We start from the raw sequence: 25,343 nt of genomic DNA, 5'->3' as shown, positions 1-25,343 counted from the left end.
TCCAGAAGCAGATACGTAATGACACCGTGATCGTTGCGTATGCGCTTAGTCGGTTATCCAGACATCCGCGTTATAAGCGTCCTGTAAACGTGATCGGTGTAAAAGGTTGTAACACCTGCTTCCCGGGAACGACGTGTTGCCCGATGGGGTGGGGTATGCGCGATGACGGTAAAGGACTTGCATGATGCATATCGCCATCGTTGATGATGATGAAACAGTGCAGGCTTTCGTTGCGGAAACCTTGCGTGGGGAAGGGCACTCGTGTTCGTGCTATCGCAGTGGTCTGGATCTGCTCGCTGCCGCGCAGCGCGAAACTTTTGATCTGCTGATAGTAGACTGGAACATGCCGGGGATGAGCGGCATCCATCTTATGGAACTGGCCAAGTCGCGGATCGCGGCGTGCCCGCCGGTCATCATGCTGACCAACCGCTCGGACAAGGATGATATCGCGCTGGCGCTCAATACCGGGGCGGACGATTTCATCATCAAGCCGGAAAGCCCTGTGGTGATCCTGGCCCGTGTGAACGCCCTGTTGCGGCGCAGCGCCGTCGGGGGAACGGCGGTGCAGGGGCCGTTGCAGTTCGGCGCCTATCTGTTCGATGCGCAACGTAATGTCGTGAAGTTCGGTGGAGAGGACATTGCGTTGACAGCGAAGGAATTTGCGCTGGCCATGCTCTTTTTCGCCAACCAGAACAGGCCGCTTTCGCGCGCCTATATCATGGAAGCGGTCTGGAAGAGCGTGGCCGAGCTTTCCACGCGCACGCTCGACATGCACGTTTCGCGCATTCGCACGAAGCTTTCGTTACGGCTGGAAAACGGCTTTTCGCTGCGAACGGTGTTCGGCTACGGCTACAGACTGGAGACCGACCATGCGCAAGACTAACCGGATCGCTCGCCCGTTTGCGGCCCTCGCCCTTGTCCTGCCCGCAATGACGGGTCAGCAAGGCCATGCCGCATCCGCGCCGGTTGTGGCGGTGGCGCAGGATCAGATCGAATATACCGTGCGCGCGGGCGACAATCTCTATCAGATCGCGTCGCGCTACCTTGTCCGGCAGGCCGATTATCGCGAGGTCCAGCGTATCAACCGCGTGGCCGATCCCTTGCGCCTGCCCGTGGGATCGCGGCTGCGCGTGCCGTTGCGCCTGCTGAGAACAGAGCCGTTGCAGGCCCGCATCCTGGCGGCGCGCGGCACCGTGACGCTGGAAAGCGGCGGCGCGCCGATCCGGCCGACCGCCGGTCTCGCCGTGATGCCGGGTGCCGTGCTGGAGACGGGAGCCGATGGTTTCATCGGGCTCGCCCTGTCCAACGGCTCGCAAGTGTCGTTGCCTACCCGCACGCGTGTGCGGCTGGTGGCGATGCGGCGCATCCTGCTGACGGGCAGCGTCGATTTCGATGTCGCGGTGGAACGCGGCAAGATCGAGACGCAAGCTACCCCACTGCAAGCGGACGGCAGCCGTTTTCGCCTGCGCACGCCGCGCGCGGTTTCCGCCATTCGCGGCACCGTCCTGCGTGTCGCTTATGACGATGCCGGCGCTTCGGCCACGGAAGTGGTCGAGGGCAAGGTTGCGGTGCAGGGCGATCCCTCGGCTGCCGAAACCATGCTGGCGCAAGGGTTCGGCGCGCAGGTCTCTCCCGGTGGCGCGGTGAAGGTGGAAGCGCTGTTGCCGGCGCCCGAACTGGTGGACGCGGGCAAGGTGCTGGTCGATCCCGTGGTAGCCTTGCAGGCGCGCCAGGAGGCGGGAGCAAAGGGGTATCACGTCCAGGTCGCGGCCGATTCCAGCTTTGCCGATCTGGTGACCGAGGCCAGCGCCGACGGCGATACGGTGACGTTGCCGGCTTTGGCCGACGGGCGTTGGTTCGTGCGCCTTACCGCTCTGTCGGCCACCGGGATCGAGGGCTTGCCGCAGGTCTATTCCCTGCGCCGCTCGCTGACCGGGCTGAGTGCCAGCGCTGCGCAGGATGGCGACCGGATCACGATCAAGTGGCTGGGGCAGGGGGCAAGCGACGCGCGCCGGCTCTATCGCTTCCAGTTGGTGCGTGGTGACGCCAAGGCGGCGCCGATGATCGACGAGCCTGGATTGCGGGACGCGCAGGTGGGCGTGGCGGGTCTGGCCGATGGAGTCTATTTCTGGCGCGTCGGCGTGCAGCAATATGCCGCTGGCGATGTTACTGAAAACTGGACTCCTTTCCAGAAGTTCACGGTCACGGGTGCGGGCCGATAGGCGCCGCGCGCGATGCTCTATCGCCGGCTGCTGATCGAATGGCTGGTCGTGGTGATCGCGGCCAGCCTGCTGGTAACGGCATCGGTACGCGGACGCTGGACCGCGCCGCTCGATAATATCCTGCTGGATTCGATGACGTTGATCCGTCCCGCCAATGCGGATGATCGGATCATGTTGGTCGAAATCGACGAAGGCAGCCTGGCGCGGATCGGCAACTGGCCTTGGCCCCGCTCCGTCCACGCGAGCGCGCTCGAAATGGCGGCGAAGGCACGGCCCGCCGCGATCGGTTACGACGTCCTGTTCATCGAGCCGACGGCCGAGGACGGGCGTTTCGCGGAAGGGTTGCGCGCGGCGGCGCCGGTCTATCTTCCCATGCTGCCGGGCTTGCCGGATGCCGATGGCCGCGCGGCGACCACGGCGGATCAAAAGCCACCCCCGCCGATCAGCGCGGCGGCGGCTGGGTTGGGATCGGTGGACGTCAACTTCGATGACGATGGCGTTGTGCGCCGCTTCGAACCCCGGCTCAACGGGGCGGTCCCGCATCTGACGGAATTGCTTGTCCGGCGCATAGATCCGCAAGCCTACCAGGCCCATCCGCCCGCGATCACACAGATCATCCCGTTCCAGCGGCCCGGCGCGTTCCGGCGCGTGTCGTTCGATGATCTGCAGGCTGGGCGGGTGCCCGCTGCGCTGATCCACGGCAAGGTGCTGCTGTTCGGCGGGATCGCATCCGGCTTCGGCGATCGTTTCCTCGTGCCGTTTTCAGCCGGCACGCTGATGTCGGGCGTGGAACTGCAGGCCAACATGCTCAATGCCCTGCTGCATGGCGATTTCTACCACGATGTGGGCACGCCATGGGTGCTTGCGTTCAGCCTGCTTCCGGTGTTGCTGCTGTTGCTTGCCTTCCTGCATTTCGGGCCGATGACGAACCTGCGCCTGTCGCTGGCGGGGCTGGTCGTGGTGTCGGCCGCGTCGGTGGCCTTGCTGCTGACGACCGGCTGGTGGATTCCGCCGGGCTCGGCCCTGCTGGGGCTGGTGGTGGTCTATTCGCTGTGGGGCTGGCGGCGGCTGGCGGCGGTGAGCGAGTTCCTGACCGCCGAAGTGGTCCAGCTCCAGAAGGAGCCCGACCTTGTCCCCGCAGCGGTGCCCGCGTCCGGGCGTGGCGACCTCGTCAACGTGGAGACCAACCGCCTGCATGACGTGATCGCGCAGCTGCGTGCCTTGCGCGCCTTCATCGCGGAAATTCTGGCCCGGTTGCCCGATGCGGTCTGCGTGGTCGACGATGATGGCGCGGTGGTGATGGGGAACATCGCGGCCGACCGCCTGTTCGGGCGCGCGGTGCGTGACCAGCCCTTGCTGCCTCTGCTGGCCGGGATCGGGCTGGGCGGGGCCGTGCGCGAAGGCGAGGTGACGTTGCCCGATGGGCGGACGCTGGTGTTGTCGCGCGCGGCGATCGACGGGATCGGCACGATCATCCGCTTTGCCGATATTACCGAGCTGAAAGCCGCCTCCCGCGCACGGGAAGAGGCGCTGCAGTTCCTGAGCCACGACATGCGCGCGCCGTTCTCCGCCGTTATCGCGCTGCTGCAGGATCGGACATCGGGCGATAGCGGAGCGGTAACCGCCGATACCGCCTTGCGCATACGCCAGCATGCCGGGCGCGGGTTGCAGCTGGCGGACGATTTCGTGCAACTCGCCCGCCTTGAGAATGCGCGCGTGGTGGCGGAACCGGTCGATCTCGCGGGCGCTCTGGCGGAAGCGACGGACCTGGTCTGGCAGCGCGCGCGCCAGCGCAGCGTGGCGATCCGCGAGCGTATCGACGATGACGATCTGTGGGTGATGGGGGACCCGGCCCTGGTCCAGCGCGCACTGCTCAACTTGCTGGGGAATGCAGTGAAGTTCGCGCCGGAAGGTGGAACCGTCGAATGTCGCATCGTGCGCGAGGGCGCGCTGGCCGCCTGCTCGATCACGGGACAGGGGCCGCCGATGCCGCAGGAGCGCGCGCGCGATCCGTTTATCCCCTTCGCGCCCGGCACCGATGCGGCGGGCGAGGCCAGCCGGGGGCTGGGGCTGGCGTTCGTGAGAATGGCGGCGGAACGGCAGAACGGGAGCGTAGGCTATCGCGAGATGCCGGATGGCATGAAGGAGTTCACCATCCGCCTGCCTCTCGTCACTGACGATTGAGTGGGCTTCAGTCGCGCGTCCACGACAGCTCCGATCCTTCGGGCACGGGATGGACCAGCATGTCCGCAGCGCGGGCGGCGAGCGAGGCCAGCACGGGCTTGCCCGTGCCGTGGCAGTGATCTTCCTCGGCCCAGCCGCGCCCGAGCAGAGTGCCGGTGGCGTGGTCCACGACCGTCAGGACGAGGCGATACCGGGTGTCGTGGCAGGATTGCAGGAAGCGCTGCTTCTTGGCTCCAGAAAGCGGCGGGGCCGCGTTGTCGACCAGCACGGCCACGTTCGACGGGCGCTGGGTATAGGCCGCGGTCAACTCGTTCCGGCTGTCATCGGCGATGCCGATGCCGGTGGTGCGCAGCGCGTTGACGATGACCGTCCGGTCGCCGTTGTCTTCGGGCATGGCGGTTGGCTTCACGGTATAGGGCGTGGCCGGCGTCTCCGGCGCGGCCATTCCACCGAAGCGGGTTCGCACCGGACCGGCGCAGCCGGAGGCAAGGCAGGCCAAAACGACCAGCGTGGTCAGGCGGCGCGACACAGGCAGGTGATGAAAGGTTTTGGCGCGCGGCGCTTCGGGCATGTTGGCGGTCTCGTCTCGGGATGTCGGGCGGAGCTATGGTATCCATCGCCAATATCGATCGCCCGCGCAATCGGGAAGATTGCGGACTCGACGGGATAGGGCGGTGGGCGCGCTCAGCCTTGGCGCCCACGCGGCGCCTTGCAAATTTACATCATTTTACACCGAAATGCCCGAAATTCTGGCACTTATCATCGCATGTGCGTGGTTCTTCATGCGCTTTCCGCAAGCCGCTCGCGGCCCCCCGCGTGATGCCGGGCCAGGGTGTGAACTGCGGGATGCGTGACCGGAACCACGGGGTCAGGATGGGTTGCGACATGAAGGCTTTCGAAATCGGAGGAATTGCCCTCGAACCTGCCAGGATGGGTATCCCGCTGCTGGCCTGTGAAGGGGACATCATCGTTTCGCCCCCGCTGCCCGAACGCACGGCGCGCGCGCATCTGGCTCTGGCACGCGAGCTCTATTCGGCGCGTCGGCGGCGCGAGCGCTTCTTTCCCGCCGACTTGTTTGGCGAGGCGGCGTGGGACATCCTGCTGGATCTCTATATCGCCCGCCACGAAAAGCGCGAAGTCGCCACCACCAGCGCCTGTATCGGTGCCTATGTTCCGCCGACCACGGCCCTGCGCTGGCTGCGCCATCTGATGGAGCATGACTACGTCCATCGTGAAGACGACGGCAAGGATCGGCGCCGGACGTTCGTGCGGCTTTCCGCCAAGGGCAACGCGGCGATGGACGCCTTCCTGGCGAACATGCTGAAGACGATGGCCCGCAACCTTGGCGCGGTGCTGATGGCCGAAATGGAAGGCGACTGCCAGTAAAGGGGGGGCGCTATCCCGCATCCCTGACCTGGTTGCCCCAAAGGGCGATACTGCCAGATTGGCACGATCTTAACGATTGATAGGCCAAGTTCCACTGTCCGACCGGAAAGTGGATCCTTGATGTTCGATATCCTGTTTTGCATTCGCGATCAGCATGATTTCAGCCTCGTGCTGCTCGCTGCTGGCGTGTGCCTCCTGTCGACCGTAACGGCCGTCCTCCTGCTGCGCCAATCGCGCGTGGCAAAGGGACGCGGCGCCCGGAACTGGGCGGTGATCGGCGGAGCGGTAACCGGGTTCGGTATCTGGTCCACGCACTTCATCGCGATGCTCGGCTACGATCCCGGCGTGGTGATGGGGTACAAGGCGGGGCTGACGGTCGGTTCGCTCGGCATTGTCGTCGTCAGCATGGCGCTCGCGTTCCTGTTCGCGATGAGAGCAAGCACGCGAACCGGCTGCTTTGGCGCAAGCGTGCTGGCGGGCGCAGGTTTCGCGACGATGCACTATGTCGGCATGGCGGCAGTAGAGATGCCGGCCGTCATCCAATGGCGGTTGCCTTATGTCGCACTTTCGGTCGTGTTCGCGATTGTGCCGTTTTTCGCCGGGCTGGACAGGGCGGTGCGGCATGGTGGACGAGGGCAGGGTTTTGCCGCGGCGCTGATGATGACTGTCGCGGTGGTTGGCCTGCACTTTTCCGGGATGGCCGCGATCCGGCTGATCCCCGCCCGTCTGCATACCGAAGCGATGCTGCTTTCCCCCAGCATGATGGCCGTCCTGGTCGGCAGCGTTTCGGTGCTGCTGCTGGCGCTGTGCATCGGGAGCTGGGCAATCACACGCCGGGCTACGGCCGCGATCGAGGTTAGCGAACGGCAGTTCAGCATCCTGGTCAAGGGCATCTCCGACTGCGCGCTCTACATGCTCGATCTCGAAGGGCGGGTGGCCAGCTGGAATGCCGGAGCGCAGCGTCTGAAGGGGTATCAGGCCAGCGAGGTTCTTGGCCTTCCGCTTGGGCGTTTCTATTCGCCGGAAGACCGCGCGGCCGGTGCGCCGCAACGGGCACTGGCGCAGGCGCTGGCCGAAGGCAAGTTTACCGGCGAGGGCTGGCGCATGCGCCGCGATGGTTCGCGCTTCTGGGCGCATGTCACCATCGAGCGGATCGTCGATGCCGCGGGCGAACACATCGGCTTCGCCAAGATCACGCGCGACATGACGCGCTTCAAGGAAGACCAGGACCGGATCAAGGAGGCGCACCATCGTCTCGATGCCGCGCTGGAGCACATGCACCAGGGTCTTTGCCTGTTCGATGCCAGCCAGCGGCTGGTGCTGCGCAATCGCCGGTTCGCCGAACTCTGGCAGTTGCCCGACGACAGCTGCCAACCGGGCTGGACGCTGGAGGACGTGGCGCGGGCTGCGCTGGAGGCGCGAACGGGTGGCCGGGTTTCCGACGAACGGCTGGAAAACATGAAGCTTCTGCTCCAGCGCTCGTTCGCATCGCCGGAACTGCCGCCCGTGATTTCCGAATTCGGCGAGGATTTCGTGGTCTCGATTTCCAGCCGACCCATGCCGAACGGCGGATGGGTGACGACCTTTGAGGACATTACCGAGCGCAGCCGTTCGGAGGCTCGAATCGCGCACATGGCCATGCACGACGATCTCACCGGGCTTCCCAATCGCGCCAGCTTCAACCACTGGCTGGATCGGGAACTGGAACTGGCGGAACTGCGCGACGAGCAGGTCGCTCTGGCGATCATCGACCTCGATCGCTTCAAGGAAATCAACGATACGCAAGGCCATGTCGCCGGTGACATGCTGCTGCAGCGGATCGCGGATGCGATGTCGGCCGTGCTGGGTGACGGGGAGACGGTGGCGCGGATCGGGGGTGATGAATTCGCGGCCGCCAAGCACTTTTCCTCGCCCGCCGAACTGTCGGATTTCGTGGCCCGGCTGAGCCGTTGCTTCGACATTCCCTTCGGCGCGCAGGACGGCATTGCCGTGGGCGCCAGTCTCGGCATCGCGATATACCCCACCGATGCGACGGGCCGTGAGGCGCTGCTCAACAATGCCGATCTCGCGATGTATCGGGCCAAGGGCAATCTGGGCGAGCGCATCTGCTATTACGAACAGGGTATGGACGAAAGCGCCCGTCATCGTCGCCAACTGGCAAACGACCTGCGGCACGCTGTGGCGCGGGGAGAGCTTGCTGTCCTGTATCAGCCGCAACACTCGCTCAAGAACGGGGAAATCAGCGGCTACGAAGCGCTGTTGCGCTGGCACCATCCCCGCTTCGGCATTGTGTCGCCCGTGGAGTTCATCCCGATCGCCGAGGAAAACGGCGAGATCATGAAGCTGGGCGAATGGGTCTTGCGCATGGCTTGTGCGGAAGCGGTCTTCTGGCCGCAGAAGCATAAGATCGCCGTAAATCTCTCGCCCGTGCAGTTGTTGCAGGCCGATCTGCCGGAAATCGTCACGCGCGTACTGGTGGAAACAGGCCTTTCGCCTCAGCGCCTCGAACTGGAGATCACCGAGACGGCGCTGATTGCCGACAAGGTGCGGTCGCTGCACACGCTGCGCCGCATCAAGGCGCTGGGCGTCAGCGTTGCTATGGACGATTTCGGCACGGGCTATTCCTCGCTGGACACGCTGCATTCGTTCCCGTTCGACAAGATCAAGATCGACAAGTCGTTCCTGCTTGAATCCGAACACAACGAACAGGCCCGCGCGATCATCCGGGCCGTGCTGGCGCTGGGCAAGAGCCTGCAGATCCCGGTGCTGGCGGAAGGCGTGGAAACGATCGGCCAGCTCGAACTGCTCGTCTCCGCAGGTTGCGAGGAAGCCCAGGGGTATTACTTCGGCAAGCCGGCCGTGGCTCCCAGCGTGCCCCTGCAAGGTGCAAAGGCGGGATAGCGCCTGGGGGCACCGGGAGCGCGATGGCAGGGACGGGCGCGGGAACGGACAGGTCGGACTTGCGCGGCACGCCACTTCCGCCTAAGGCCCCCCTCCATCGTTCCATGTTGGCTTCCAACTTGAAACGAAGGTGGAAAGGTTTCAGCTCGACCTGATATTTTTCCAGTAAAATCAGCGCCTTTGCGGGTGTAGCTCAATGGTAGAGCAGAAGCTTCCCAAGCTTACGACGAGGGTTCGATTCCCTTCACCCGCTCCAGCCCTGCCTTTCGAGCTGGTTGACGCAGGTCGTTGATTCCGCAAGCGCGATCGCACAGTTGCCGCTTCGCATCCGCGAGCCCCCAATCGTGACATCACCGCCAGGCTCTGCAATCTACCGATGCCGACCGTGAGACCGCATGGTGATCGTGTCACACCACATGGGCCTCGATTCGCAACTCTGATTTAACCGGTGCGCTGTGCCAGTCGCTCCAGCGGAACCTGCGAGCCGCATAGAGGAGCGACAGATGCGCGAAATTCAAGCCTTGTTGACCGGCGGTGTGCCCGCGATCCCCAATCCGCGCAGCGGTGACGTTTTCGATCCCAATTCCGGAGACATTCAGGCTCGCGTCCTGTTCGGCGACGACGCAACCCTCCGCGCCGCCGTTACCGTTGCCGAGGCTGCGCAGCCGGCCTGGGCGGCGGTCAATCCGCAGCGGCGGGCGCGCGTGTTCTTTCGCTTCAAGGAACTGATCGAACGCGAACGCGACGCGCTTGCGCGCCTGCTGGCTTCAGAACATGGCAAGACCGTTCCGGACGCGCTCGGCGATATCCAGCGCGGGCTTGACGTCGTGGAGTTCGTCTGCGGCATCCCGCACTTGCTCAAGGGAGAGTTCACGGAAGGCGCCGGGCCGGGGATCGACGTCTATTCGATGCGTCAGCCGCTGGGCGTTGTCGCGGGCATTACCCCCTTCAACTTTCCCGCCATGATCCCGCTGTGGATGCTGGCGCCGGCGATCGCTTGCGGCAATGCCTTCATTCTCAAGCCGTCCGAACGCGCGCCTTCGGTTCCGGTTCGGCTGGCTGAACTGCTTCGCGAAGCGGGGCTGCCGGACGGGATCATCCAGGTGATCCATGGCGACAAGCAGATGGTCGACGCGATCCTGGACGAGCCGCGTATCAAGGCGGTGAGTTTCGTGGGCTCGTCCGACGTGGCGCAGTACGTCTACGCCAGGGGCACCGCGACGGGCAAGCGCATGCAGTGCATGGGGGGGGCCAAGAATCATGGCATCGTCATGCCTGATGCCGATCTCGATCAGGCCGTCGAGGAAATCGTCGGCGCGGCCTATGGATCGGCCGGCGAACGGTGCATGGCCTTGCCCGTCGTCGTTCCGGTGGGGGATGCCACTGCGGACCGGCTGCGCGAACGGCTGGTCGCCGCCATTGGCGGCTTGCGCGTTGGCATATCGACCGATCCCGATGCGGACTACGGCCCGGTCGTTTCCGCTGCGCACAAGGCGCGGATCGAAGGCTATGTGGGCCTGGCGATCGCGGAAGGTTCGGAAGTGGTTGTCGATGGCCGTGGTTTCACCCTTCAGGGCCACGAGCGCGGCTTTTTCGTCGGTCCGACCCTGCTGGATCGCGTGACGGCCGATATGCGCAGCTATCAGGAGGAAATCTTCGGGCCGGTCTTGCAGATGGTCCGGGTCGATGACGCGCAGGCAGCCATGCATCTCGCAACGCGGCATCCCTATGGCAACGGCGTCGCTATCTTCACCCGCGATGGTGGGGCCGCGCGAAACTTCGCGGCGCAGGTCGAAGTCGGCATGGTCGGCATCAACGTGCCCATCCCGGTGCCGGTTTCGTACCACAGCTTCGGCGGCTGGAAGCGTTCCGGCTTTGGCGATCACAACCAGTATGGGATGGAAGGCATACGCTTCTTCACGCGCGTCAAGACCGTGACGCAGCGCTGGCCCGCTTCCGGCGAACGCCAGGGATCTTCGTTCACCATTCCCACGATGGCCTGAGCCTGCGTCTCGCCCGGTTGCGCGGCGGCGGATTATAGCCCGGATTTGCGGTGATTTGCGCACACGCGCGGGTGACCGCCAGCACAGAGGATAACGTTGACAAATGCGCAGGCGTGCCAAAGATCACGCCATGTCCAGCCCCGATCCGACCGACCGCGCCCGCATCATCCGCGCGCAGCGCGCAGCGACTCCGCCGTTTGCGGCGTTGCGCGCGTTCGAGGCGGTGGGATCGTGCGGTGGCATTCGGCGGGCCGCAGCGGCGCTTTCGATCGATCACGCCGCCGTCAGCCGGCATCTCCACGCGCTGGAACAATGGACCGGCATGTCGCTGATCGACCGCAGCGGCGCGGGCCACGGCAATCTGACCGAGCAAGGCCGCGCCTATCACACCCGGATCAGCGCCGCGCTGGCCGAAATTGCCCTGGCCACGCAGGACCTGATGCGGCGCGAGGACGACGTGCGGCTGCGGTTGTGGGTAGCGCCGGGGCTGGCGTCGGAATGGCTCTCGGGCCGGGTCGGCGAATTCATGCGCGATCATCCGACCGTGGAACTGGAACTGCAGCCGTCGGATACTCCGCCCGCGTTCGCGGCGAACGAAGCCGACGCGTATCTGCATTACATTATCGACGCGCACCGCGAGGCACCGCCAGCCACGCTGCGATCGATCGAGGTCGCGCGCCCCGCCGTGCTTGCGCTTGCGAGTCCGGCGTTCATCGCAAATACGCCCCCCGTTTCCACCCCGGCCGACCTGCTGGACCGCACGCTGCTGCATGAAGCGAGCAACGACCAATGGCGGCGCTGGTTCGATCAGCATGGCGTCACCGATGTCGGGGAAATTCCGGGTCCGAAGTTCTGGCAGGGGCATCTGACGCTGGCCGCGGCGCGGCAAGGGCAGGGGATAGCGCTGGCCAACGCCCTGCTGGCCAGCGAAGACCTGGCCAGCGGTCGCCTGGCGCCGGTGGCATCGTTTCCTGATGTCTTTCTGGGCAGCTACAATTTCACGGCCAGACGAGACAACTGGCGCGCAACGGCGATTGCCGCATTCCGCCGCTGGCTGGAAAAGGCGATCGCCCAGTGCTCCGGGTAAAGTGCTCCCGGTGACTGGCTGACACCGGTCCCAAGATTTTATCAACTTGGGCGCGGCCAGCGCAACCCATAGCCTGCGGCCTTTCGGAAGGGGTGGTCATGGCACTGCTGAAAAGAGCAATGCGGCTGAACGGAAGCGGGATATGGCGCCAATGGCAACGACATGATTAGCCGAAGGACGATGCTGGCCGCTTCTCTCGGCAGCGTGCTTGCCTCCGCGTGCCATGGCCGGGGCCGCGCGCCCGACGAACTGGTGATCGGGTCCTCGCCGACGGGGGTTCCATTCAGCTTTGTGGATCCCGCGACAAACGCGTTGACCGGCGCGATCGTCGATATCGCCACCTCGGTCACACGCTCGCTCTCGCTCGCTCCCGACCTTCGGATCACGCCCTTTGCCGCTTTGATCCCCTCGCTTGTCGCGGGCAAGATCGACCTGATCGCGGCGGCCCTGCTGCGCACGCCGGAGCGTGAGAAGATCGTGGCGTTCAGCCGTCCGGTCTATGCCTATGAAGGCGCGCTGGTCGTGCGGGACAGCGATCGGCGCGCCTATCCCGATCTTGCGGCGGCGCGTTCGCTGCGGGTCGGCGGGCAGATCGGCACCCGCTTCATCGACCAGTTGCACGCGGCCGGGGTGGCCGATGTCTCCACGTACGAAAACCTGTCCGATCTCCTGAGGGATCTCGATCACGGGCGGATCGACGCCGGCTATGGCGACGCGCCGATACTGCGTTACCAGTTGCGGGTTGGCCCACGGCGTGCAGTGCGGATTGTCAGCGGCTTCAGCGCCCCCGCACGCGAGGAGCTTTGCCTCGTCATGCGCAAGGGCGATACCCTGTTGCCCCAGATCAACCGGGCAATCGAGCGGCTGCTGCCCCGGCGCATTCCCGAGATCGCTCGACACTGGCAACTCGAAGAGGCGGCATGAGCGAGTTTCTGACCGACACGATCCAGTTCATGCCCGTGCTGTTGCGCGGGCTGGGCATAACAATCGTTTTGACCCTATGCGCGCTGGCGACCAGCATTGCGTTGGGTATTTGCTGGGCGATAATGGGCATGAGCCGCAATGCGGCGCTCCGTGGCATCAGCCTGGCGATCATCCATACCGTGCGCGGTATCCCGATCATCGTACAACTGTTCTGCGTCTATTTCGTGCTGCCGGACCTCGGCATCGATCTGCCGCCGTTCCTGGCGGGCGTGATCGGCCTCGGCCTGGCCTATTCCGTGTATCAGGCGGAGAATTTCCGCGGCGGCTTCGGTGCGGTCGACAGGCAATTGGTGGAAGCTGGGCTGTCGGTCGGGATGAGCGACGGAATGGCGTTCCGGCGGATTGTGCTGCCGCTGGGGCTGCGTGCCGCGTTGCCTTCTTTCGGCAATACCACTGTCATGCTGCTCAAGGATTCCTCGATCGCCTCGACCATCACCATCGCAGAGCTCACCCGCGCGGGACAGCTGCTTGCCATTTCAACTTTCAAGAACGGGACGGTCTACGTGCTCATTGCGCTGCTCTATCTGGCGGCCAGCCTTCCGTTGGCGGCCTTCGTGCGCACCCTCGAACGACGGCTGGCGCGGCGATGATCCGGCTGGACGGGGTTACCAAGCGGTTCGGCGACAAGGTGATCTTGCGCGGCATCGATTTCACGGTGCCGCAAGGCCAGGTCGCATGTCTGATCGGCCCGTCTGGGTCCGGAAAATCCACGGTCTTGCGCGCGATCAACGGGCTGGAACGGCATGACGGGGGCGTGATCGAGGTCGAGGGGTTGCCGGTTACGGATGCCAATCTTTCGGCGATCCGGCGCAAGGTCGCGATGGTGTTCCAGCGGTTCAACCTGCTGCCGCACCGCACCGTGCTGGAAAACGTGATCGAGGGACCGGTGCATGTGTTGCGCGAACCCCGCGATGCGGCCGAGGCCCATGCGATGACGCTGCTTTCCCGCGTCGGCCTAGAGGACCGGGCAAGCGCGCTGCCATCGGAATTGTCGGGCGGACAGCAGCAGCGGGTCGGCATCGCGCGGGCGCTGGCAATGCGGCCGCAGGCGATCCTGTTCGACGAACCCACGTCCGCGCTCGATCCCGAACGCGTGGGCGAGGTGTTGCAGGTGATGCGATCGCTCGCCGAAAGCGGCATGACGATGATCGTCGTGACGCACGAGATCGCGTTCGCGCGCGAGGTGGGCGATCGCGCGATCTTCATGGCGGACGGTGTCGTGGTCGAGGACGGGCCGGCGCGCGATGTGTTGACCGCGCCGCGCGCGCCGCGCACGCAGCAGTTTCTCGACCGCGTCCTCAACCCGCTCTGAACCGCGGTGATCGGGGCACACCGCCAGAGCATTGCAACACAACTATTTCCGGGCCCTGCCAACGCGCAACGTCGCGCCAGTAACGAGGAGACCCGCAATCCCATGAAGCCAGTAATCTTCCAGCCCGATGCGTTGATTGCCACAGCGACGGGAAATCCGGTGCCGGCCCCGCTGGGTGAGCCGATCTCGATCGTGCGTTCGGCATCCCTGACATCCAGCGCGCGCGCCACAAACAGGGTTGGTGTATGGGAATGCAGCCCCGGCCGGTGGCGGCGCCAGATCGTACAGGCCGAGTTCTGTTACTTTCTCGAAGGCCGCGCGACATTCACCCCCGACGTCGGCGAACCTATCGAAATCACCGCTGGCGATGTCGTCCATTTCCCGGAACGCAGCCTTGGCGTGTGGGATATTCACGAAGCCAGTCGCAAGATATTCATGGTGTTTGACGAGGAGCCAAGCGCGTGAACCATATCGGGGGGGTGGCCGCCGACCGGATCGAGACGATCTCCGGCGACCACTGGATAACGAGTTCGCAGGATGACCTGCGCTTGCGCCGACCGCTGGAAGGCGACGTGGCGGTCGACGTTGCCATCCTGGGGGGCGGCTTCTCGGGGCTTTGGACCGCGTTTCACCTTCTGTCCGGCGATCCTTCGTTGCGGGTGGCGATCGTCGAGCGGCGATTCTGCGGCTATGGCGCGTCAGGGCGCAATGGCGGCTGGTGCTCCCCCCGGTTCCCGGTCGATCCCGCGCCGCTGATCCGCCGATATGGCGTGCATGTGGCCCGGCGGGTTATGGAAGCACAACAGAACACCGTCGGAAATTTCGGCGAAATGCTGGCGAAAGCCGGCATCGACGCGGAATTCCGGCATACCGGCCTGCTCAGCATCGCCCGGGGCGAACAGCAGCTCGCGTCGCTTCAAAAGACCTTCGCCACGTATGAAGCCCTTGGCCTGAACGAAGGCAATCGCCTGATGGGAGCGCAGGAAGCCTTCGAACAGGTGCATGTCACCAAGATTTCCGGCGCGCTGCATTCGGTACGAGGCGCCACGGTCCATCCCGGAAAGCTGGTGCGCGGATTGGCCCATGCCGTAGAGGCCCTTGGCGCGCGCATCTTCGAAGGGACCGACGCGCTATCGGTCCGCCGCGGTCAGGACGCCGCGATCTGCTGCGAGACCGGCATCGTCCGTGCGTCGCGCGCCGTCGTCGTCGCGGGGGAGGCTTATCTTCCCGGCCTTTCCGGTTTCCGCCGCGACCTGCTGCCGATGTCATCGATGATCGTGCTGACCGAACCCCTGAGCGACGCGCAATGGGAGGCTGTCGGATGGCGCGGCGGCGAGTGCCTGAGTTCGCAGGTCCATACGAAAAACTATCTGACCCGCACCGGCGATGGCCGCATTCTTTATGGCAGCCGGGGGGCGCCCTATCATTTCGGTTCGGCCACGCGGGATGATGCGCTGCAGGACGATGCGGTCTTCGAAACCATGCGCGACACCGTCCGTGAATGGTGGCCCGCCTTGTCCGACATCACCTTCACCAACGCCTGGGGCGGCTATCTGGGCGTGCCACGCGACTGGATGCCCACGGTCCATTTCGATCCCGACAGCAAGCTGGCCGTGCTCTACGGCTATACGGGCCGGGGCGTATCGACCAGCGCGATGTGCGCGCGCTTGACGGCGGGTCTGGTCGGCGGATGGCAGACAGGGCTGGAAGGCTTGCCGTTCCACCGTGCCCGGCCGCGCAAGTGGGAACTCGAACCGTTCCGCTGGGGCGGCGTGCGCTATGTCCAGAACGCGCTGGCGCGGATCGATGCTGCCGAGGAGCAGAGCCGGACCCGGCCGATCGACGCGCCGCTGGCCGAATACCTGAGCGCACAGTAAAAGCGGCGCCTACGGGAGCGCCGCCTCGGGCACGAGGCCGGCCGCTTCCCGTGGTGCGCGGTCGGCGGAAAGAACGTGGCGATCCAGCCATGCCCGCCATCGCTGGCCAAGATCGCCGGCCACGATCAGCTGGCGTGCATCACCGGCTCATCGGCGCCCTTCTGCTCCTTCGTGCCCTTTTCGCCCTTGATCCGCGTGCGCTGCTCCTGCGCCTTCGCGATCAGATACTGGCGGATGGCTTCCGCCTGGTCATGGTCGAGCACCTTGGAAAAGCTGACCATGCCCGCGTTCGCCAGCAGCCCGTCAAGCACCACGGAGCGCCAGTTGTCCGGATCGGCGATGAACGGACTGTAGCGCAGATCCGGCTGATTGCCGGTGCTGACGGCACGATAGCCATGGCATACGGCGCACCGGAGGGCGTACTGCCGTTCGCCCTCCGCGATCGTGGCGGCATTTGCCGTGACCGCCGGCGGATCGAGCACCATCGCCTGCGCCGCTGGGGCATCTGGCAGTTTCGCGCGGCCATCGAGAGCAAAGACGAGCACCCGGTCGAGATTGGCGTGTCGGCCATCCTTGCCATAGAGGTTGCAAGCCGAACCATAGACGCCGCCGCAACCGGCGAGCACCGCGACATATTGCTTTCCGCGGACCATATAGGTCATCGGCGCGGCAAGAATGCCGGTCTGTCCCCATAGGGAAAACAGTTCCTTGCCGTCGGTGGCCCGGACAGCTTTGAAGAAGCCGGTGCCGGTGCCCTGAAACACCACGTTACCCGCCGTGGCCAGGATACCCCCGTTGCCGAACGTGTCGCGCGGCGCGCGCCATACTTCGCGCTGGTTGACCGGGTCCCAGGCCATCAGATAGCCCTTCGCCTCCTTCAGCGGCGAAGTCAGTTGCGGAACAGAAGCGCCCAGCCGGTTGCCCGTGTTGTAGCCGAGCGGAGCCTTTTTGTAGGCCGGGTCCGACACGTAGGGCAGGGCCAGTTCCTGGGTGGGAATGTAGACGAGGCCGGTCCGTGGGCTGAAGGCCATCGGCGGCCAGTTGTGCCCGCCGAGTGAACTGGGCGTGCCATAAAAGGGTTTACCCAGTTCACTATAGCGCGCCTCCGGGTTTTCCACGGGACGGCCGGTGGCGAGATCGATCTTCGAGGCCCAGTTGACGGGCACGTACTTTTCGGCGGAAATGACTTTTCCGGTCTCGCGGTCGAGGATGTAGAAAAAGCCGTTCTTCGGCGCCTGCATCAGGACTTTGCGCTGCTTCCCGTCGATGACCAGATCGGCCAGCACGATGGACTGGGTGGCGGTATAGTCCCATTCGTCGCCAGGCACCTCCTGATAGTGCCACACGTATTCGCCCGTCTCCGGCCGAACCGCGACGATCGAGGAAAGATAGAGATTGTCGCCCTTGCCCTCGCTGCGCGCCATGCGGTTCCACGGTGAACCGTTCCCCGTGCCGATGTAGAGCAGATCGAGTTCGGGATCGTAGGCGAAGGCGTCCCAGGCGTTGCCGCCCCCGGCCTTCTGCTTCCACCAGGCGTCCCCGGACCAGGTTTCCCGCGCCATCGCCATTTGCGGATCGGATACCTCGCCATCGGGTTTGCCGGGTTCACCGGGTACGACATAGAAGCGCCAGACCTTTCGGCCGGACATGGCGTCATAGGCCGTCACGAAACCGCGTGCGCCCAGCTCCGCGCCGCCATTGCCGATAATCACGCGCCCTTTGATCACGCGCGGGGCGCCGGTAATGGTATAAGGCAGATCCTTGGGCGTGGTCTGCACGCTCCACGCCTGCTTGCCGGTGCGGGCATCGATGGCGATCAGCCGCCCATCCAGCGTGCCCACGTAGAGGCGCCCCCGCCACCAGGCGACGCCGCGATTGACCGCATCGCAACAGGCGTTGACCAGCTGCGAACGCGGCACGGCCGGATCGAATGTCCACAGCGGCTTGCCGTTGGTCGCGTCGAAGGCCCTGACCACGCTCCACGCCGTGGAAACGTACATGACGCCGTCAACCACCAGCGGCGTCGCTTCCTCGCCGCGCGACATGTTGAGATCGGCATACCAGGCGAGGCCAAGCCGCGACGCGTTGGAATCGTCGATTTGCGACAGGGGGCTGAAGCGCTGCTCGTCATAGCTCCTCCCCGTGGTCACCCAGTTCGCATCGTCGGCGGCAATGCGCGCATCCCCGCCCGGAAACGGACCCGTCGGCGCGGTTTTCGTGTTCGCCAGCAGAAGCACGGCGCATGCGGCCGCAAGCGCTCCGCGAGAAACCAGGCTGCCCTTGGGTGAGCGACCAGAAGCCATTGAAACCCCCATCTCTATCGAACCGCCGCGCCCGCTTGAGAGCGATGGACGCTCACCGGCGAAAACCCCTTATGGCACATGCGGTCACCCCTTGGGCCAGCCGACTTTTTGCCGGTGTCATGTTGTCTTGCCATCACCACGTCGCACCAATTTTCCGCTTTCTATCCAGCGCGTCAGGCGCGACCATCGCCGGACGCTCTGTGCGGCAGCTTATGATGTTGGAGCCAAGGATGAATCTACTGCGAACATCGGCACTTTGCTCAAGCCTGATCGTGATGGCGGGTCTTGCCGCGCCCGTCACGGCGGGAGTGCCTCATCGGGAGGCCGACCTGGTGCTCACCAACGCGAACGTCATTACGGTCGATCCGCAAGAGCGTGTCGCGCATTCGGTCGCGGTGCGCGATGGCCGTATCGTTGCCGTCGACGATACCAAAGACTGGATCGGGCCGGAGACGCGCGTGGTCGACCTGCAGGGGCGCACCGTGCTGCCGGGCTTCATCGACAGCCACACGCATGTCGATGGCATGGCGGATGTGGAAGCGCATACGGTCAATATCCAGGTTCCCCCGCTGGCGGGACCGGATGCCATCATCGCCCGGCTGAAGGAGTTGCAGAAGAAGCTGGGGCCTGGAGCCTGGCTCCACGGCAACGGCACTTACAACCAGGTCATGCCAACGCGCGAGCAACTGGACGCCGCCTTCCCGGACAACCCGGTCCGGCTCGACTGGAGCGTCCACGACAATGTGATCAACCACGCTGCGGCGGTGGCGCTGAAGCTGGACAGCACCTATCCCGATCCGCCTGCCGGATCGACCGGCCGCCTGGAGCGCACGGCCGATGGCGAGGTGAAGATCATCCGCGACTATCACGTTCCCTTTCCCGTCGAGACTTTCACCCATGCGGAGAAGAAGCAGGCGCTGGAAGACATTCTCCAGAAATTCTATCTGGAACGCGGCGTCACGACCGTTTCCGACATGGCCATTACCGGGCCGGACACGTTCCAAGCCTATCAGGAACTTCGGGACGAGGGCAAATTGCCTGCCCGGGTCAGAATGAACCCGCTGTTCAACAAGCCCGGCCAGACCGGCGGCATGCTCTCCACGGGCTGGCACACCGGGCTGGGCAACGACATGCTGTCGATCGGGGCCATCAAATTCGTCCTCGATGGCGTCTGGGGAACGACCGCGGCGGTCTACAAACCGTTCTGGAACGGTTCCGGCACCACATGGATCGCGAACAACAGGGGCGGCACGTCGTTCACGCAGGACCAACTCACCAGCGAGGTCGTCGCCGCTCACAAGGCCGGATGGCAGGTGCAGATCCACGCCAACGGCGATCGCGCGCAGGATATGGCGCTCACCGCTTTCGAAGCGGCGCAGGCGGCGGCCCCCCGGCCCGACGCCCGGGACCGCATCGAACATTTCGGCCATTTCCTGGTGCAGGACGAACGCACGGGACAGCGTCTGGCGCGGATGAAGGCGGATGGCGTGATTCCGTCGATGCAGCCGGCGTTCCTGTGGCGTCTGACGAACGTCAATGTGAAGGAACCGGGCGTGAAGTTCTTCGCGCTGCGGACGCTGATCGATGCCGGGATGCACCCGCCGGGCGGCGTCGACACGATCGGCACCCAGAATTTCGCGACCTACCCTTTGTTCTCCATCCAGCGCGCCGTGGTGCGTGACACCAAATATGGCACGATAACCCAGCCCGAAGAGGCGATTACCGTGATGGAAGGCATCAAGATGTTCACGATCTGGGGCGCGGAAGCCAATTTCATGGAAAAGACGCGTGGCAGCATCGAAACGGGGAAGCTCGCCGATTTCGTCGTTCTCGATGCCGATCCGCTCAAGACGCCGAAGACCCGGCTGAGCGAGATCAAGGTCGATATGACCATTCTGGGCGGTCGCATCGCCTATGACCGCAAGGAGGCCGTACAATGAGCCTGTTCCGGCAACGCGCGCCACGCGCGGCCCGCACCGGTGCGCTGCTTTCCCTGGGAGCCGCGGCCCTGGCGCTTGCGGTTCCCGCCGGCGCGGCGTCAGCGCAGGCCGCCTCCGGCTTCGACGGCCGCTGGGTCTACGACAAGTCCAGTTCCGGTCCTCACCGCGAACTGGAGGAAATCGTGACGATGAGCGATCACGATGGCAAGCGTGCCTACAGCGCTGAGGTCGTGGTCAATGGCGTGCATTCGGGCGGGCGCTTCGAAGCGCCTCTCGATGGCACTTCCGCTCCGCTCTACGATTTGATCAGCGGCCGGGAAGTGGGCACCGCGACGCTGGAAAGAAAGGGGCCGCAGGTGGAGCATATCCGCATGCTCTTTTCCGGCAACGCCCGCCCGCCGATCAACATCGAACATTGGCTTACCAATGACGGTACCGCGTTCATCGCCGTTCTGAAGGACGAGGATGGGCGGGTGACCTCGCTGATGACGTTCGTCCGGCGTTAGCCGGGGGAGGGCGCAGCCCCTAAATGACCAGAGGCCGGGCAACGCGTGCTGCGTGCCCGGCCTCTTTTTTTGCTTCAAACTGTTCCGGCTGCATTTCGGGCAACCGATGGCGGCACGCGCGGCGCCGCCATCGGTCAACCATCACATCGTCAGCGTGGCCATCAGACCGATCGTCCGGGGCCGGATCGTGCGTTCGGTGAAGAACGGCGCATAGGCATAGAGGTTGGCCTTGTTGAGAATCGGATGCGCGTTCAGCAGGTTCTCGCTGAACAACGTCCAGTTCACCCCACCCGCCTTGAGCCCGAGACGCACGTCGAGCTTGTTCATGGCCTCGTTCGTGACGCGGGTGGGATCATAGACCGACGAGATCGGGTTCTGGAATCCGAACGGGCCTTGCGGACGCGAATTGTACGTGTCCTGAACCCGGATGTAGGCATCGTGACCGCCATAGACGAAGCTGTATTCGAAGAAGCCGTTCAGGGTCCACGGCGTGCCGTCGATCTTCTGCCCGGCGAAGACCGTGGCCTTCGTGCCCGACTTCAGCGTATCGAGGTATTTCGCGTTGTTGTAGCCTACCGTCATCCCCAGACGCAGATTGTTCGTCGGGCGCATGTTGAGGTTGATGTCGAAACCGCGGCTGCGGGCGCGGCCGGTGTTGAGCGTCACCGGATAGGCGCAGGTCAGCCGGATGCTCTGCTGGATGTTGTTCCAGTTGATCTGGTAAACGCTGGCCTCGAAGCTGAGAAGGCCGCCGCCGATGCGCCCCTTGCTTCCCAGTTCATAGCTGTCGGTCGTGTCCGAATTGTAGGTCGGCGGCGTGCCGTTGAGGCCAAGCGCGGCGAGGCCGGCCGAGCAGGCGGGCATGGGCACGGCCTTGTTCACGCCACCCGTGCGGAAGCCGCGCGCATACGTGGAATAGAACATGAGATTTTCGCCGGCATCGTAGGACAGCGAAACCTTCGGCGTGAACGGCGTTTCCTTGATCGAACCGGCATTGTGCGAAACGCCGGTAACATAAGTCGGGCTTCGTTCGGTGATGTCGTAAACCAGCTTGTTGCTGGAGTAACGGCCACCCACGGTGAGCTTGAGGTTTTTGACGAACTCCCAGTCGACATTGACGAAGGCAGCGAACTGCTCTTCCGTCGTATTCTCGACACCGGTGTAGCGATAGAGCCCGTCCACCAGGCCGGTGCCGAAATATTGGGCGACGGTCTTCCCGAAATATTGCTGAGTGAAATCGTTCAGATAGGCGCTGTTGAGCACCGGATCGGAAAATATCTTGCTGTGGGAATAGTATCCGCCGACCAGCCAGTTGAAGCGAGACGGATTGGAGTTTTGAATTCGGATTTCCTGAACGTAATCACGCTGCTTGGTATGGGAATACCAGGTATCGATGACCTGATTATAGCCGTTCACCGTCGTGAAGAGATACTTCGGGCCGAACGTGGTGAGGTTGTTGGTCTGGCTCTGGTCGCGTATTTCGTTCACGTCGCGGGCGTAATGGGACGTAACCGACGTGATGTTGATCCCGCCCGTATCCGCGACGATTTTCAGCGAGGGCAACCAGAAGCGATCGTGCGAAGGCTGGGGGATCGATGAGCCGCTGCGGAATACGCCGGCATGCGTGTCGGACAGCGAACTCCAGTAGTAGGAGGTATCGTTGATCTTCTGGTCCTGGAAATAGATCGAAGGCGTGATTGTCAGCCATTCGGCCGGCTTCAGGGCCAGTGCCGCGCGCAACACGTAGGTGTTGCTGCTGTCCGCGTTGTCCTGGACGCTGTTCTTGTCCTGATAGCTGGCGCGATCGACGTAGCCGCCTTCGTGCTGGTACCACGCGCTGATGCGGAAGCCGATCTTGTCTTCCACGATCGGCGCGCCGATCGCCAGGCCGACTTCGCCGCCCGGGCTGCCGCCGTCGGTCGTGACAAAGGATGCGCGGCCATAGACGCTGGTGCCGGAGAGACTGGGCGCGGGCGTGATGAAACGGATCGCGCCGCCCATCGAGCTGGCGCCGAACAGCGTGCCCTGCGGTCCGCGCAGCACTTCCACGCGGTCAAGATCGAACACCCGCGGGAAGGTGGACAGGGAGTAGTTGAGCGCCGAGTTGCGCGACTGCACCGGCGTATCGTCGATATAGGTGGCGGTGGTGGAAGCGCCTGCCGTGGAATTGATGCCACGGATCGAAGCGCGCATGCCGCCGACGCTGCCCGCGCTTGCCGCGATGTTCAGGCCGGGTGTCTGTGCCGCGATGTCCTGAATGGTGCGGATGCCGCGATCATCGAGATTCTGCTGGCTGAGCGCGGCGACGCTGACCGGCACTTTCAGGACCGATTCCGAGCGCCGCGTTGCGGTGACGACGATCGTATCCGATTGCGCTGTCTCGGAAGCGTCGTCGGCTGCGGCTTGCGCCATCGCGCTCGTCCCGCTGGTCAATGCCGCCAACGCGATGGCCAGGCTGCCCGCCGACGCCGCCAATCTCATTTTCCCTGAACTCATCGGTTTCACCCCCTTGTTTTGGCTGTTATCTCGGCCCGAACTGGTCCGATCCGCATGGGAAGCTGACACAGCTGCCCATGCTCAAGGAGGTGCCAAAGCCCGAATATCTGTTGCAGTGGAGTCACCGGTGATCGCGGTTGAGAATGGCGTGTCCGGGCGCACTTGGCATTGGCGCGATCATGAACGCGGGTGCTCCGATCAAGCACCAAGGCGAGGCGTCCAGCGACAGCCCGTTGCGTGATTTCGCCAAGACCCTGTGCTCAAGGGCGGCGTCATCGTCCGGCTGTGGCTCTGAATGGTTTGCCCCGGAAAGTCAGCGCCGCATATGCGGATCAGACCGCGGCACGGGTCGCGATAACGTCCTCGTAGCGGGCATCCGCCAGGTCGAGTTCCGGCCATGGCGCCGCCGTTTCGGTGGTCAGCACCAGCTTGCCAAGTCCGGACAGGCGGAAGCTGCCGAGTTTCGGTTCCTGCACGGCCGCGCCATCCTGCTCCATGGCGACGGCGTCGCAGTAGAACTTGCCATTGCGGCGATAAAGCAACTGGGGCGCCACCTGTGTCGCCGTGCGATTGTAGGTCCAGCGCAGGCACAGGCCAAGGTGCAGGGCCTGCAGGATCATGTGCAGCGCCTCGGCTTCCCGATCATCGGCGACGGGGAGATCCTGTGGATTAAGCGGGGGCGTCTGGCTCGGCTTTGTCATGTCCGTCCCTCTTGCCGCTCCGCTCGCGATCCGCAACACCTTCTTTGATGGGGAATGTTTCCATTCCCGTCCATAGCCGGCAAGCGATGCTACCGTATCCTGCCGCAGAGATCGAATCCGGCGCGCGGCGTTGCCATTGTCAGGTCCGGGACGTACAGCGCGAGCATTCTCCCCTGTTGCGCAAGGTTGCCCGGCTTGGGGAGACGAGAAGGGGAGCGCTGACTTGACAGGTTCTTCGTTGGATCATGCCTCCGCAGACGGCAGCGGCATGCCGGGGCTGGTCCGCCCGTCGCTGGCGCAGGCGATCAAGCGCGGATTTATCGGTCGCTGCCCCCGCTGTGCGCGTGCGAAACTGTTTCGGGCTTTCCTCAAACCCGTGGACCGCTGCCCCGATTGCCAGCAGGATTGGTCGTGCCAGCGTGCGGATGATTTTCCCGCCTATCTCGCGATCCTGTTGACGGGCCATCTCGTCGCGCCGCTGATCATCGCGGTGGAACTCGATTTCGCGCCGCCGGCTTGGGTGCAGATGACGTTGTGGCCCGCGATCGTGGCGGCGATGGTGATTGCGCTGATCCAGCCAGCCAAGGGCGCGGTGATCGCGGCCCAATGGCGACTGGGCCTGCACGGTTTCTCGACATCCGACATGCCGGCTGCGGATGCCGACGCCAGCGGTGGCGCCAGCAACTGAGGTCTTGCGCCATCGGAAGCCCCATCCAGTAGGCGACGGCCAGGATACCGATACAGGCGCCGTGCGCCGCAAGCCGATCCGTCAAGCAGTGGCGCGCTGCGAATTGGGCATGACGGCCAGCCGGCGCAGTCCGTCGATGTTGAGAACGGTCAGCCTTTTGCCATGCAATTCGATAAGTCTTTCTGCCCGCAACATCTGCAGCACACGATTGACGTGAACGGCTGACAGGCCAACGATATCAGCCAGATCATATTGGGTTAGGGGCATGACGTAGCGATTTTCTATGACGTGGCATGTGCGTTTCAGCCGCTCGAACAGTTCGCACAGCAGGCTGCACAGGCGCTCGGTGGCCGATAGGCGGCCAAGATTGAAGATCCACTGTTCGCGGCGGTTCAGGACCGTGAGCAGCGATTCCAGTATGCTGGTCATTCCATCGGCCTCTTGCGAGGTTCTGCGGTGAATACCCGTCAGGGACAGCGATCGAGCGCGTAGCCGCGTCAGAGCGACAACGGGCAGCGTCGCCGTTCCTTGGAAAAGCCATTGTGGTTCGCAGTATTCACCGGGAAGAAACAGCGTAATGATTTGCCGGCGTCCATCGATCAGCAACCGGTACTGACAAGCCCATCCTTCCTCAATCTTGAAAATATGGTCCGTTTTCTGGGCATGACGCGCGAGATATTCGTGCCTGTGAAAGACACGATTGCCGTCGCGCGTGGATAAAGCTTCTTCTATCATCAATACTATCCCGGATTT

20 protein-coding genes and 1 tRNA gene are annotated in these 25,343 nt (G+C 64.2%); 16 read left to right on the top strand and 5 right to left on the bottom strand.

Features of this window, described 5'->3' with window-relative positions; translation table 11 throughout:
* Positions 1-181 precede the first annotated feature (181 nt).
* The 3 genes from B3547_RS09425 to B3547_RS09415 are packed head-to-tail and all read left to right on the top strand — an operon-like array spanning position 182 to position 4,406.
* Complete coding sequence (locus B3547_RS09425) at positions 182-883, top strand: response regulator transcription factor (RefSeq protein WP_223806718.1); 702 nt, start codon at positions 182-184, stop codon at positions 881-883.
* 46 nt (positions 884-929) lie between these two features.
* Positions 930-2,222 (top strand): FecR domain-containing protein, encoded by a 1,293-nt coding sequence (locus B3547_RS09420; protein ID WP_292962424.1) that lies wholly within the window; start codon positions 930-932, stop codon positions 2,220-2,222.
* A gap of 12 nt (positions 2,223-2,234) precedes the next feature.
* Entirely contained in the window at positions 2,235-4,406 is a 2,172-nt protein-coding gene (locus B3547_RS09415) for a CHASE2 domain-containing protein (RefSeq protein WP_292962421.1), read from the top strand.
* A gap of 7 nt (positions 4,407-4,413) precedes the next feature.
* On the opposite strand, the gene B3547_RS09410 is transcribed toward B3547_RS09415, so the two are convergent.
* The gene (locus B3547_RS09410; protein ID WP_124810272.1) at positions 4,414-4,977 is read right to left on the bottom strand and encodes a hypothetical protein; all 564 of its coding nucleotides are present in this window, start codon (positions 4,975-4,977) and stop codon (positions 4,414-4,416) included.
* A gap of 314 nt (positions 4,978-5,291) precedes the next feature.
* On the opposite strand from B3547_RS09410, the gene B3547_RS09405 reads away from it, so the two are divergent.
* The 10 genes from B3547_RS09405 to B3547_RS09360 all read left to right on the top strand — a co-directional run bounded on the left by B3547_RS09405 (position 5,292) and on the right by B3547_RS09360 (position 15,956).
* Entirely contained in the window at positions 5,292-5,792 is a 501-nt protein-coding gene (locus B3547_RS09405; RefSeq protein ID WP_233497871.1) for a helix-turn-helix domain-containing protein, read from the top strand.
* A gap of 120 nt (positions 5,793-5,912) precedes the next feature.
* Positions 5,913-8,693 (top strand): bifunctional diguanylate cyclase/phosphodiesterase, encoded by a 2,781-nt coding sequence (locus tag B3547_RS09400; protein ID WP_292962417.1) that lies wholly within the window; start codon positions 5,913-5,915, stop codon positions 8,691-8,693.
* Positions 8,694-8,875: 182 nt separating this feature from the next.
* Positions 8,876-8,949: transfer RNA gene (locus tag B3547_RS09395), tRNA-Gly, on the top strand.
* 247 nt (positions 8,950-9,196) lie between these two features.
* Positions 9,197-10,696, top strand: coding sequence for a CoA-acylating methylmalonate-semialdehyde dehydrogenase (locus B3547_RS09390; RefSeq protein ID WP_292962415.1), 1,500 nt, complete (start codon positions 9,197-9,199; stop codon positions 10,694-10,696).
* Between the two features lie 130 nt (positions 10,697-10,826).
* On the top strand, positions 10,827-11,783 hold the full coding sequence (locus tag B3547_RS09385; protein WP_292962413.1) for a LysR substrate-binding domain-containing protein: 957 nt from the start codon (positions 10,827-10,829) through the stop codon (positions 11,781-11,783).
* Positions 11,784-11,963: 180 nt separating this feature from the next.
* Positions 11,964-12,707, top strand: coding sequence for a substrate-binding periplasmic protein (locus B3547_RS09380; RefSeq protein ID WP_292962411.1), 744 nt, complete (start codon positions 11,964-11,966; stop codon positions 12,705-12,707).
* The gene (locus B3547_RS09375) at positions 12,704-13,357 is read left to right on the top strand and encodes an amino acid ABC transporter permease (protein ID WP_292962409.1); all 654 of its coding nucleotides are present in this window, start codon (positions 12,704-12,706) and stop codon (positions 13,355-13,357) included. Before B3547_RS09380 ends, B3547_RS09375 begins: the two co-directional genes overlap by 4 nt.
* A complete protein-coding gene (locus B3547_RS09370) occupies positions 13,354-14,079 on the top strand; it encodes an amino acid ABC transporter ATP-binding protein (protein WP_292962407.1) in 726 nt (241 codons plus the stop codon). Before B3547_RS09375 ends, B3547_RS09370 begins: the two co-directional genes overlap by 4 nt.
* 102 nt (positions 14,080-14,181) lie before the next feature.
* Positions 14,182-14,544: a cupin domain-containing protein gene (locus B3547_RS09365; protein WP_292962405.1), complete on the top strand. Its 363-nt coding sequence runs from the start codon at positions 14,182-14,184 to the stop codon at positions 14,542-14,544.
* A complete protein-coding gene (locus B3547_RS09360) occupies positions 14,541-15,956 on the top strand; it encodes an NAD(P)/FAD-dependent oxidoreductase (protein WP_292962403.1) in 1,416 nt (471 codons plus the stop codon). Before B3547_RS09365 ends, B3547_RS09360 begins: the two co-directional genes overlap by 4 nt.
* 125 nt (positions 15,957-16,081) lie before the next feature.
* Here the strand turns inward: B3547_RS09360 and B3547_RS09355 are convergent, their stop codons facing one another.
* The gene (locus B3547_RS09355; RefSeq protein WP_292962401.1) at positions 16,082-18,193 is read right to left on the bottom strand and encodes a PQQ-dependent dehydrogenase, methanol/ethanol family; all 2,112 of its coding nucleotides are present in this window, start codon (positions 18,191-18,193) and stop codon (positions 16,082-16,084) included.
* A 341-nt stretch (positions 18,194-18,534) separates the two neighbouring features.
* On the opposite strand from B3547_RS09355, the gene B3547_RS09350 reads away from it, so the two are divergent.
* Both B3547_RS09350 and B3547_RS09345 read left to right on the top strand, forming a co-directional pair.
* Positions 18,535-20,199, top strand: coding sequence for an amidohydrolase (locus B3547_RS09350; RefSeq protein ID WP_292962399.1), 1,665 nt, complete (start codon positions 18,535-18,537; stop codon positions 20,197-20,199).
* A complete protein-coding gene (locus tag B3547_RS09345; protein WP_292962397.1) occupies positions 20,196-20,705 on the top strand; it encodes a hypothetical protein in 510 nt (169 codons plus the stop codon). The genes B3547_RS09350 and B3547_RS09345 overlap by 4 nt, the downstream gene beginning before the upstream one ends.
* A 141-nt stretch (positions 20,706-20,846) precedes the next feature.
* On the opposite strand, the gene B3547_RS09340 is transcribed toward B3547_RS09345, so the two are convergent.
* Together B3547_RS09340 and B3547_RS09335 are read right to left on the bottom strand one after the other, a co-directional pair.
* The gene (locus B3547_RS09340; RefSeq protein ID WP_292962395.1) at positions 20,847-23,180 is read right to left on the bottom strand and encodes a TonB-dependent receptor; all 2,334 of its coding nucleotides are present in this window, start codon (positions 23,178-23,180) and stop codon (positions 20,847-20,849) included.
* A gap of 353 nt (positions 23,181-23,533) precedes the next feature.
* Positions 23,534-23,902 carry a hypothetical protein gene (locus tag B3547_RS09335; RefSeq protein WP_125956787.1) on the bottom strand — a complete coding sequence of 123 codons (369 nt, stop codon included), beginning with the start codon at positions 23,900-23,902 and terminating at the stop codon, positions 23,534-23,536.
* Between the two features lie 223 nt (positions 23,903-24,125).
* Here B3547_RS09335 and B3547_RS09330 point away from each other — a divergent pair, with 223 nt between their 5' ends.
* The gene (locus tag B3547_RS09330; RefSeq protein WP_233497848.1) at positions 24,126-24,590 is read left to right on the top strand and encodes a DUF983 domain-containing protein; all 465 of its coding nucleotides are present in this window, start codon (positions 24,126-24,128) and stop codon (positions 24,588-24,590) included.
* Positions 24,591-24,671: 81 nt separating this feature from the next.
* On the opposite strand, the gene B3547_RS09325 is transcribed toward B3547_RS09330, so the two are convergent.
* A complete protein-coding gene (locus B3547_RS09325; RefSeq protein ID WP_124811331.1) occupies positions 24,672-25,325 on the bottom strand; it encodes a Crp/Fnr family transcriptional regulator in 654 nt (217 codons plus the stop codon).
* Positions 25,326-25,343 lie beyond the last annotated feature (18 nt).

This window comes from Novosphingobium sp. UBA1939 (genome assembly GCF_002336885.1).
In the GTDB taxonomy this organism is placed as follows: Bacteria; Pseudomonadota; Alphaproteobacteria; order Sphingomonadales; family Sphingomonadaceae; genus Novosphingobium.
The sequence above is the reverse complement of the archived record's forward strand: the minus strand, read 5'-3'. Positions and strand labels throughout refer to the sequence as shown.

What these genes read in the sequence shown, in the direction of transcription:
- B3547_RS09425 (WP_223806718.1), top strand. Translation starts at nt 182, where the DNA reads ATGATGCATATCGCCATCGTTGATGATGATGAAACAGTGCAGGCTTTC.
- B3547_RS09420 (WP_292962424.1), top strand. Translation starts at nt 930, where the DNA reads ATGACGGGTCAGCAAGGCCATGCCGCATCCGCGCCGGTTGTGGCGGTG.
- B3547_RS09415 (WP_292962421.1), top strand. Translation starts at nt 2,235, where the DNA reads ATGCTCTATCGCCGGCTGCTGATCGAATGGCTGGTCGTGGTGATCGCG.
- B3547_RS09410 (WP_124810272.1), bottom strand. Translation starts at nt 4,977, where the DNA reads ATGCCCGAAGCGCCGCGCGCCAAAACCTTTCATCACCTGCCTGTGTCG.
- B3547_RS09405 (WP_233497871.1), top strand. Translation starts at nt 5,292, where the DNA reads ATGAAGGCTTTCGAAATCGGAGGAATTGCCCTCGAACCTGCCAGGATG.
- B3547_RS09400 (WP_292962417.1), top strand. Translation starts at nt 5,913, where the DNA reads ATGTTCGATATCCTGTTTTGCATTCGCGATCAGCATGATTTCAGCCTC.
- B3547_RS09390 (WP_292962415.1), top strand. Translation starts at nt 9,197, where the DNA reads ATGCGCGAAATTCAAGCCTTGTTGACCGGCGGTGTGCCCGCGATCCCC.
- B3547_RS09385 (WP_292962413.1), top strand. Translation starts at nt 10,827, where the DNA reads ATGTCCAGCCCCGATCCGACCGACCGCGCCCGCATCATCCGCGCGCAG.
- B3547_RS09380 (WP_292962411.1), top strand. Translation starts at nt 11,964, where the DNA reads ATGCTGGCCGCTTCTCTCGGCAGCGTGCTTGCCTCCGCGTGCCATGGC.
- B3547_RS09375 (WP_292962409.1), top strand. Translation starts at nt 12,704, where the DNA reads ATGAGCGAGTTTCTGACCGACACGATCCAGTTCATGCCCGTGCTGTTG.
- B3547_RS09370 (WP_292962407.1), top strand. Translation starts at nt 13,354, where the DNA reads ATGATCCGGCTGGACGGGGTTACCAAGCGGTTCGGCGACAAGGTGATC.
- B3547_RS09365 (WP_292962405.1), top strand. Translation starts at nt 14,182, where the DNA reads ATGAAGCCAGTAATCTTCCAGCCCGATGCGTTGATTGCCACAGCGACG.
- B3547_RS09350 (WP_292962399.1), top strand. Translation starts at nt 18,535, where the DNA reads ATGGCGGGTCTTGCCGCGCCCGTCACGGCGGGAGTGCCTCATCGGGAG.
- B3547_RS09345 (WP_292962397.1), top strand. Translation starts at nt 20,196, where the DNA reads ATGAGCCTGTTCCGGCAACGCGCGCCACGCGCGGCCCGCACCGGTGCG.
- B3547_RS09335 (WP_125956787.1), bottom strand. Translation starts at nt 23,902, where the DNA reads ATGACAAAGCCGAGCCAGACGCCCCCGCTTAATCCACAGGATCTCCCC.
- B3547_RS09325 (WP_124811331.1), bottom strand. Translation starts at nt 25,325, where the DNA reads ATGATAGAAGAAGCTTTATCCACGCGCGACGGCAATCGTGTCTTTCAC.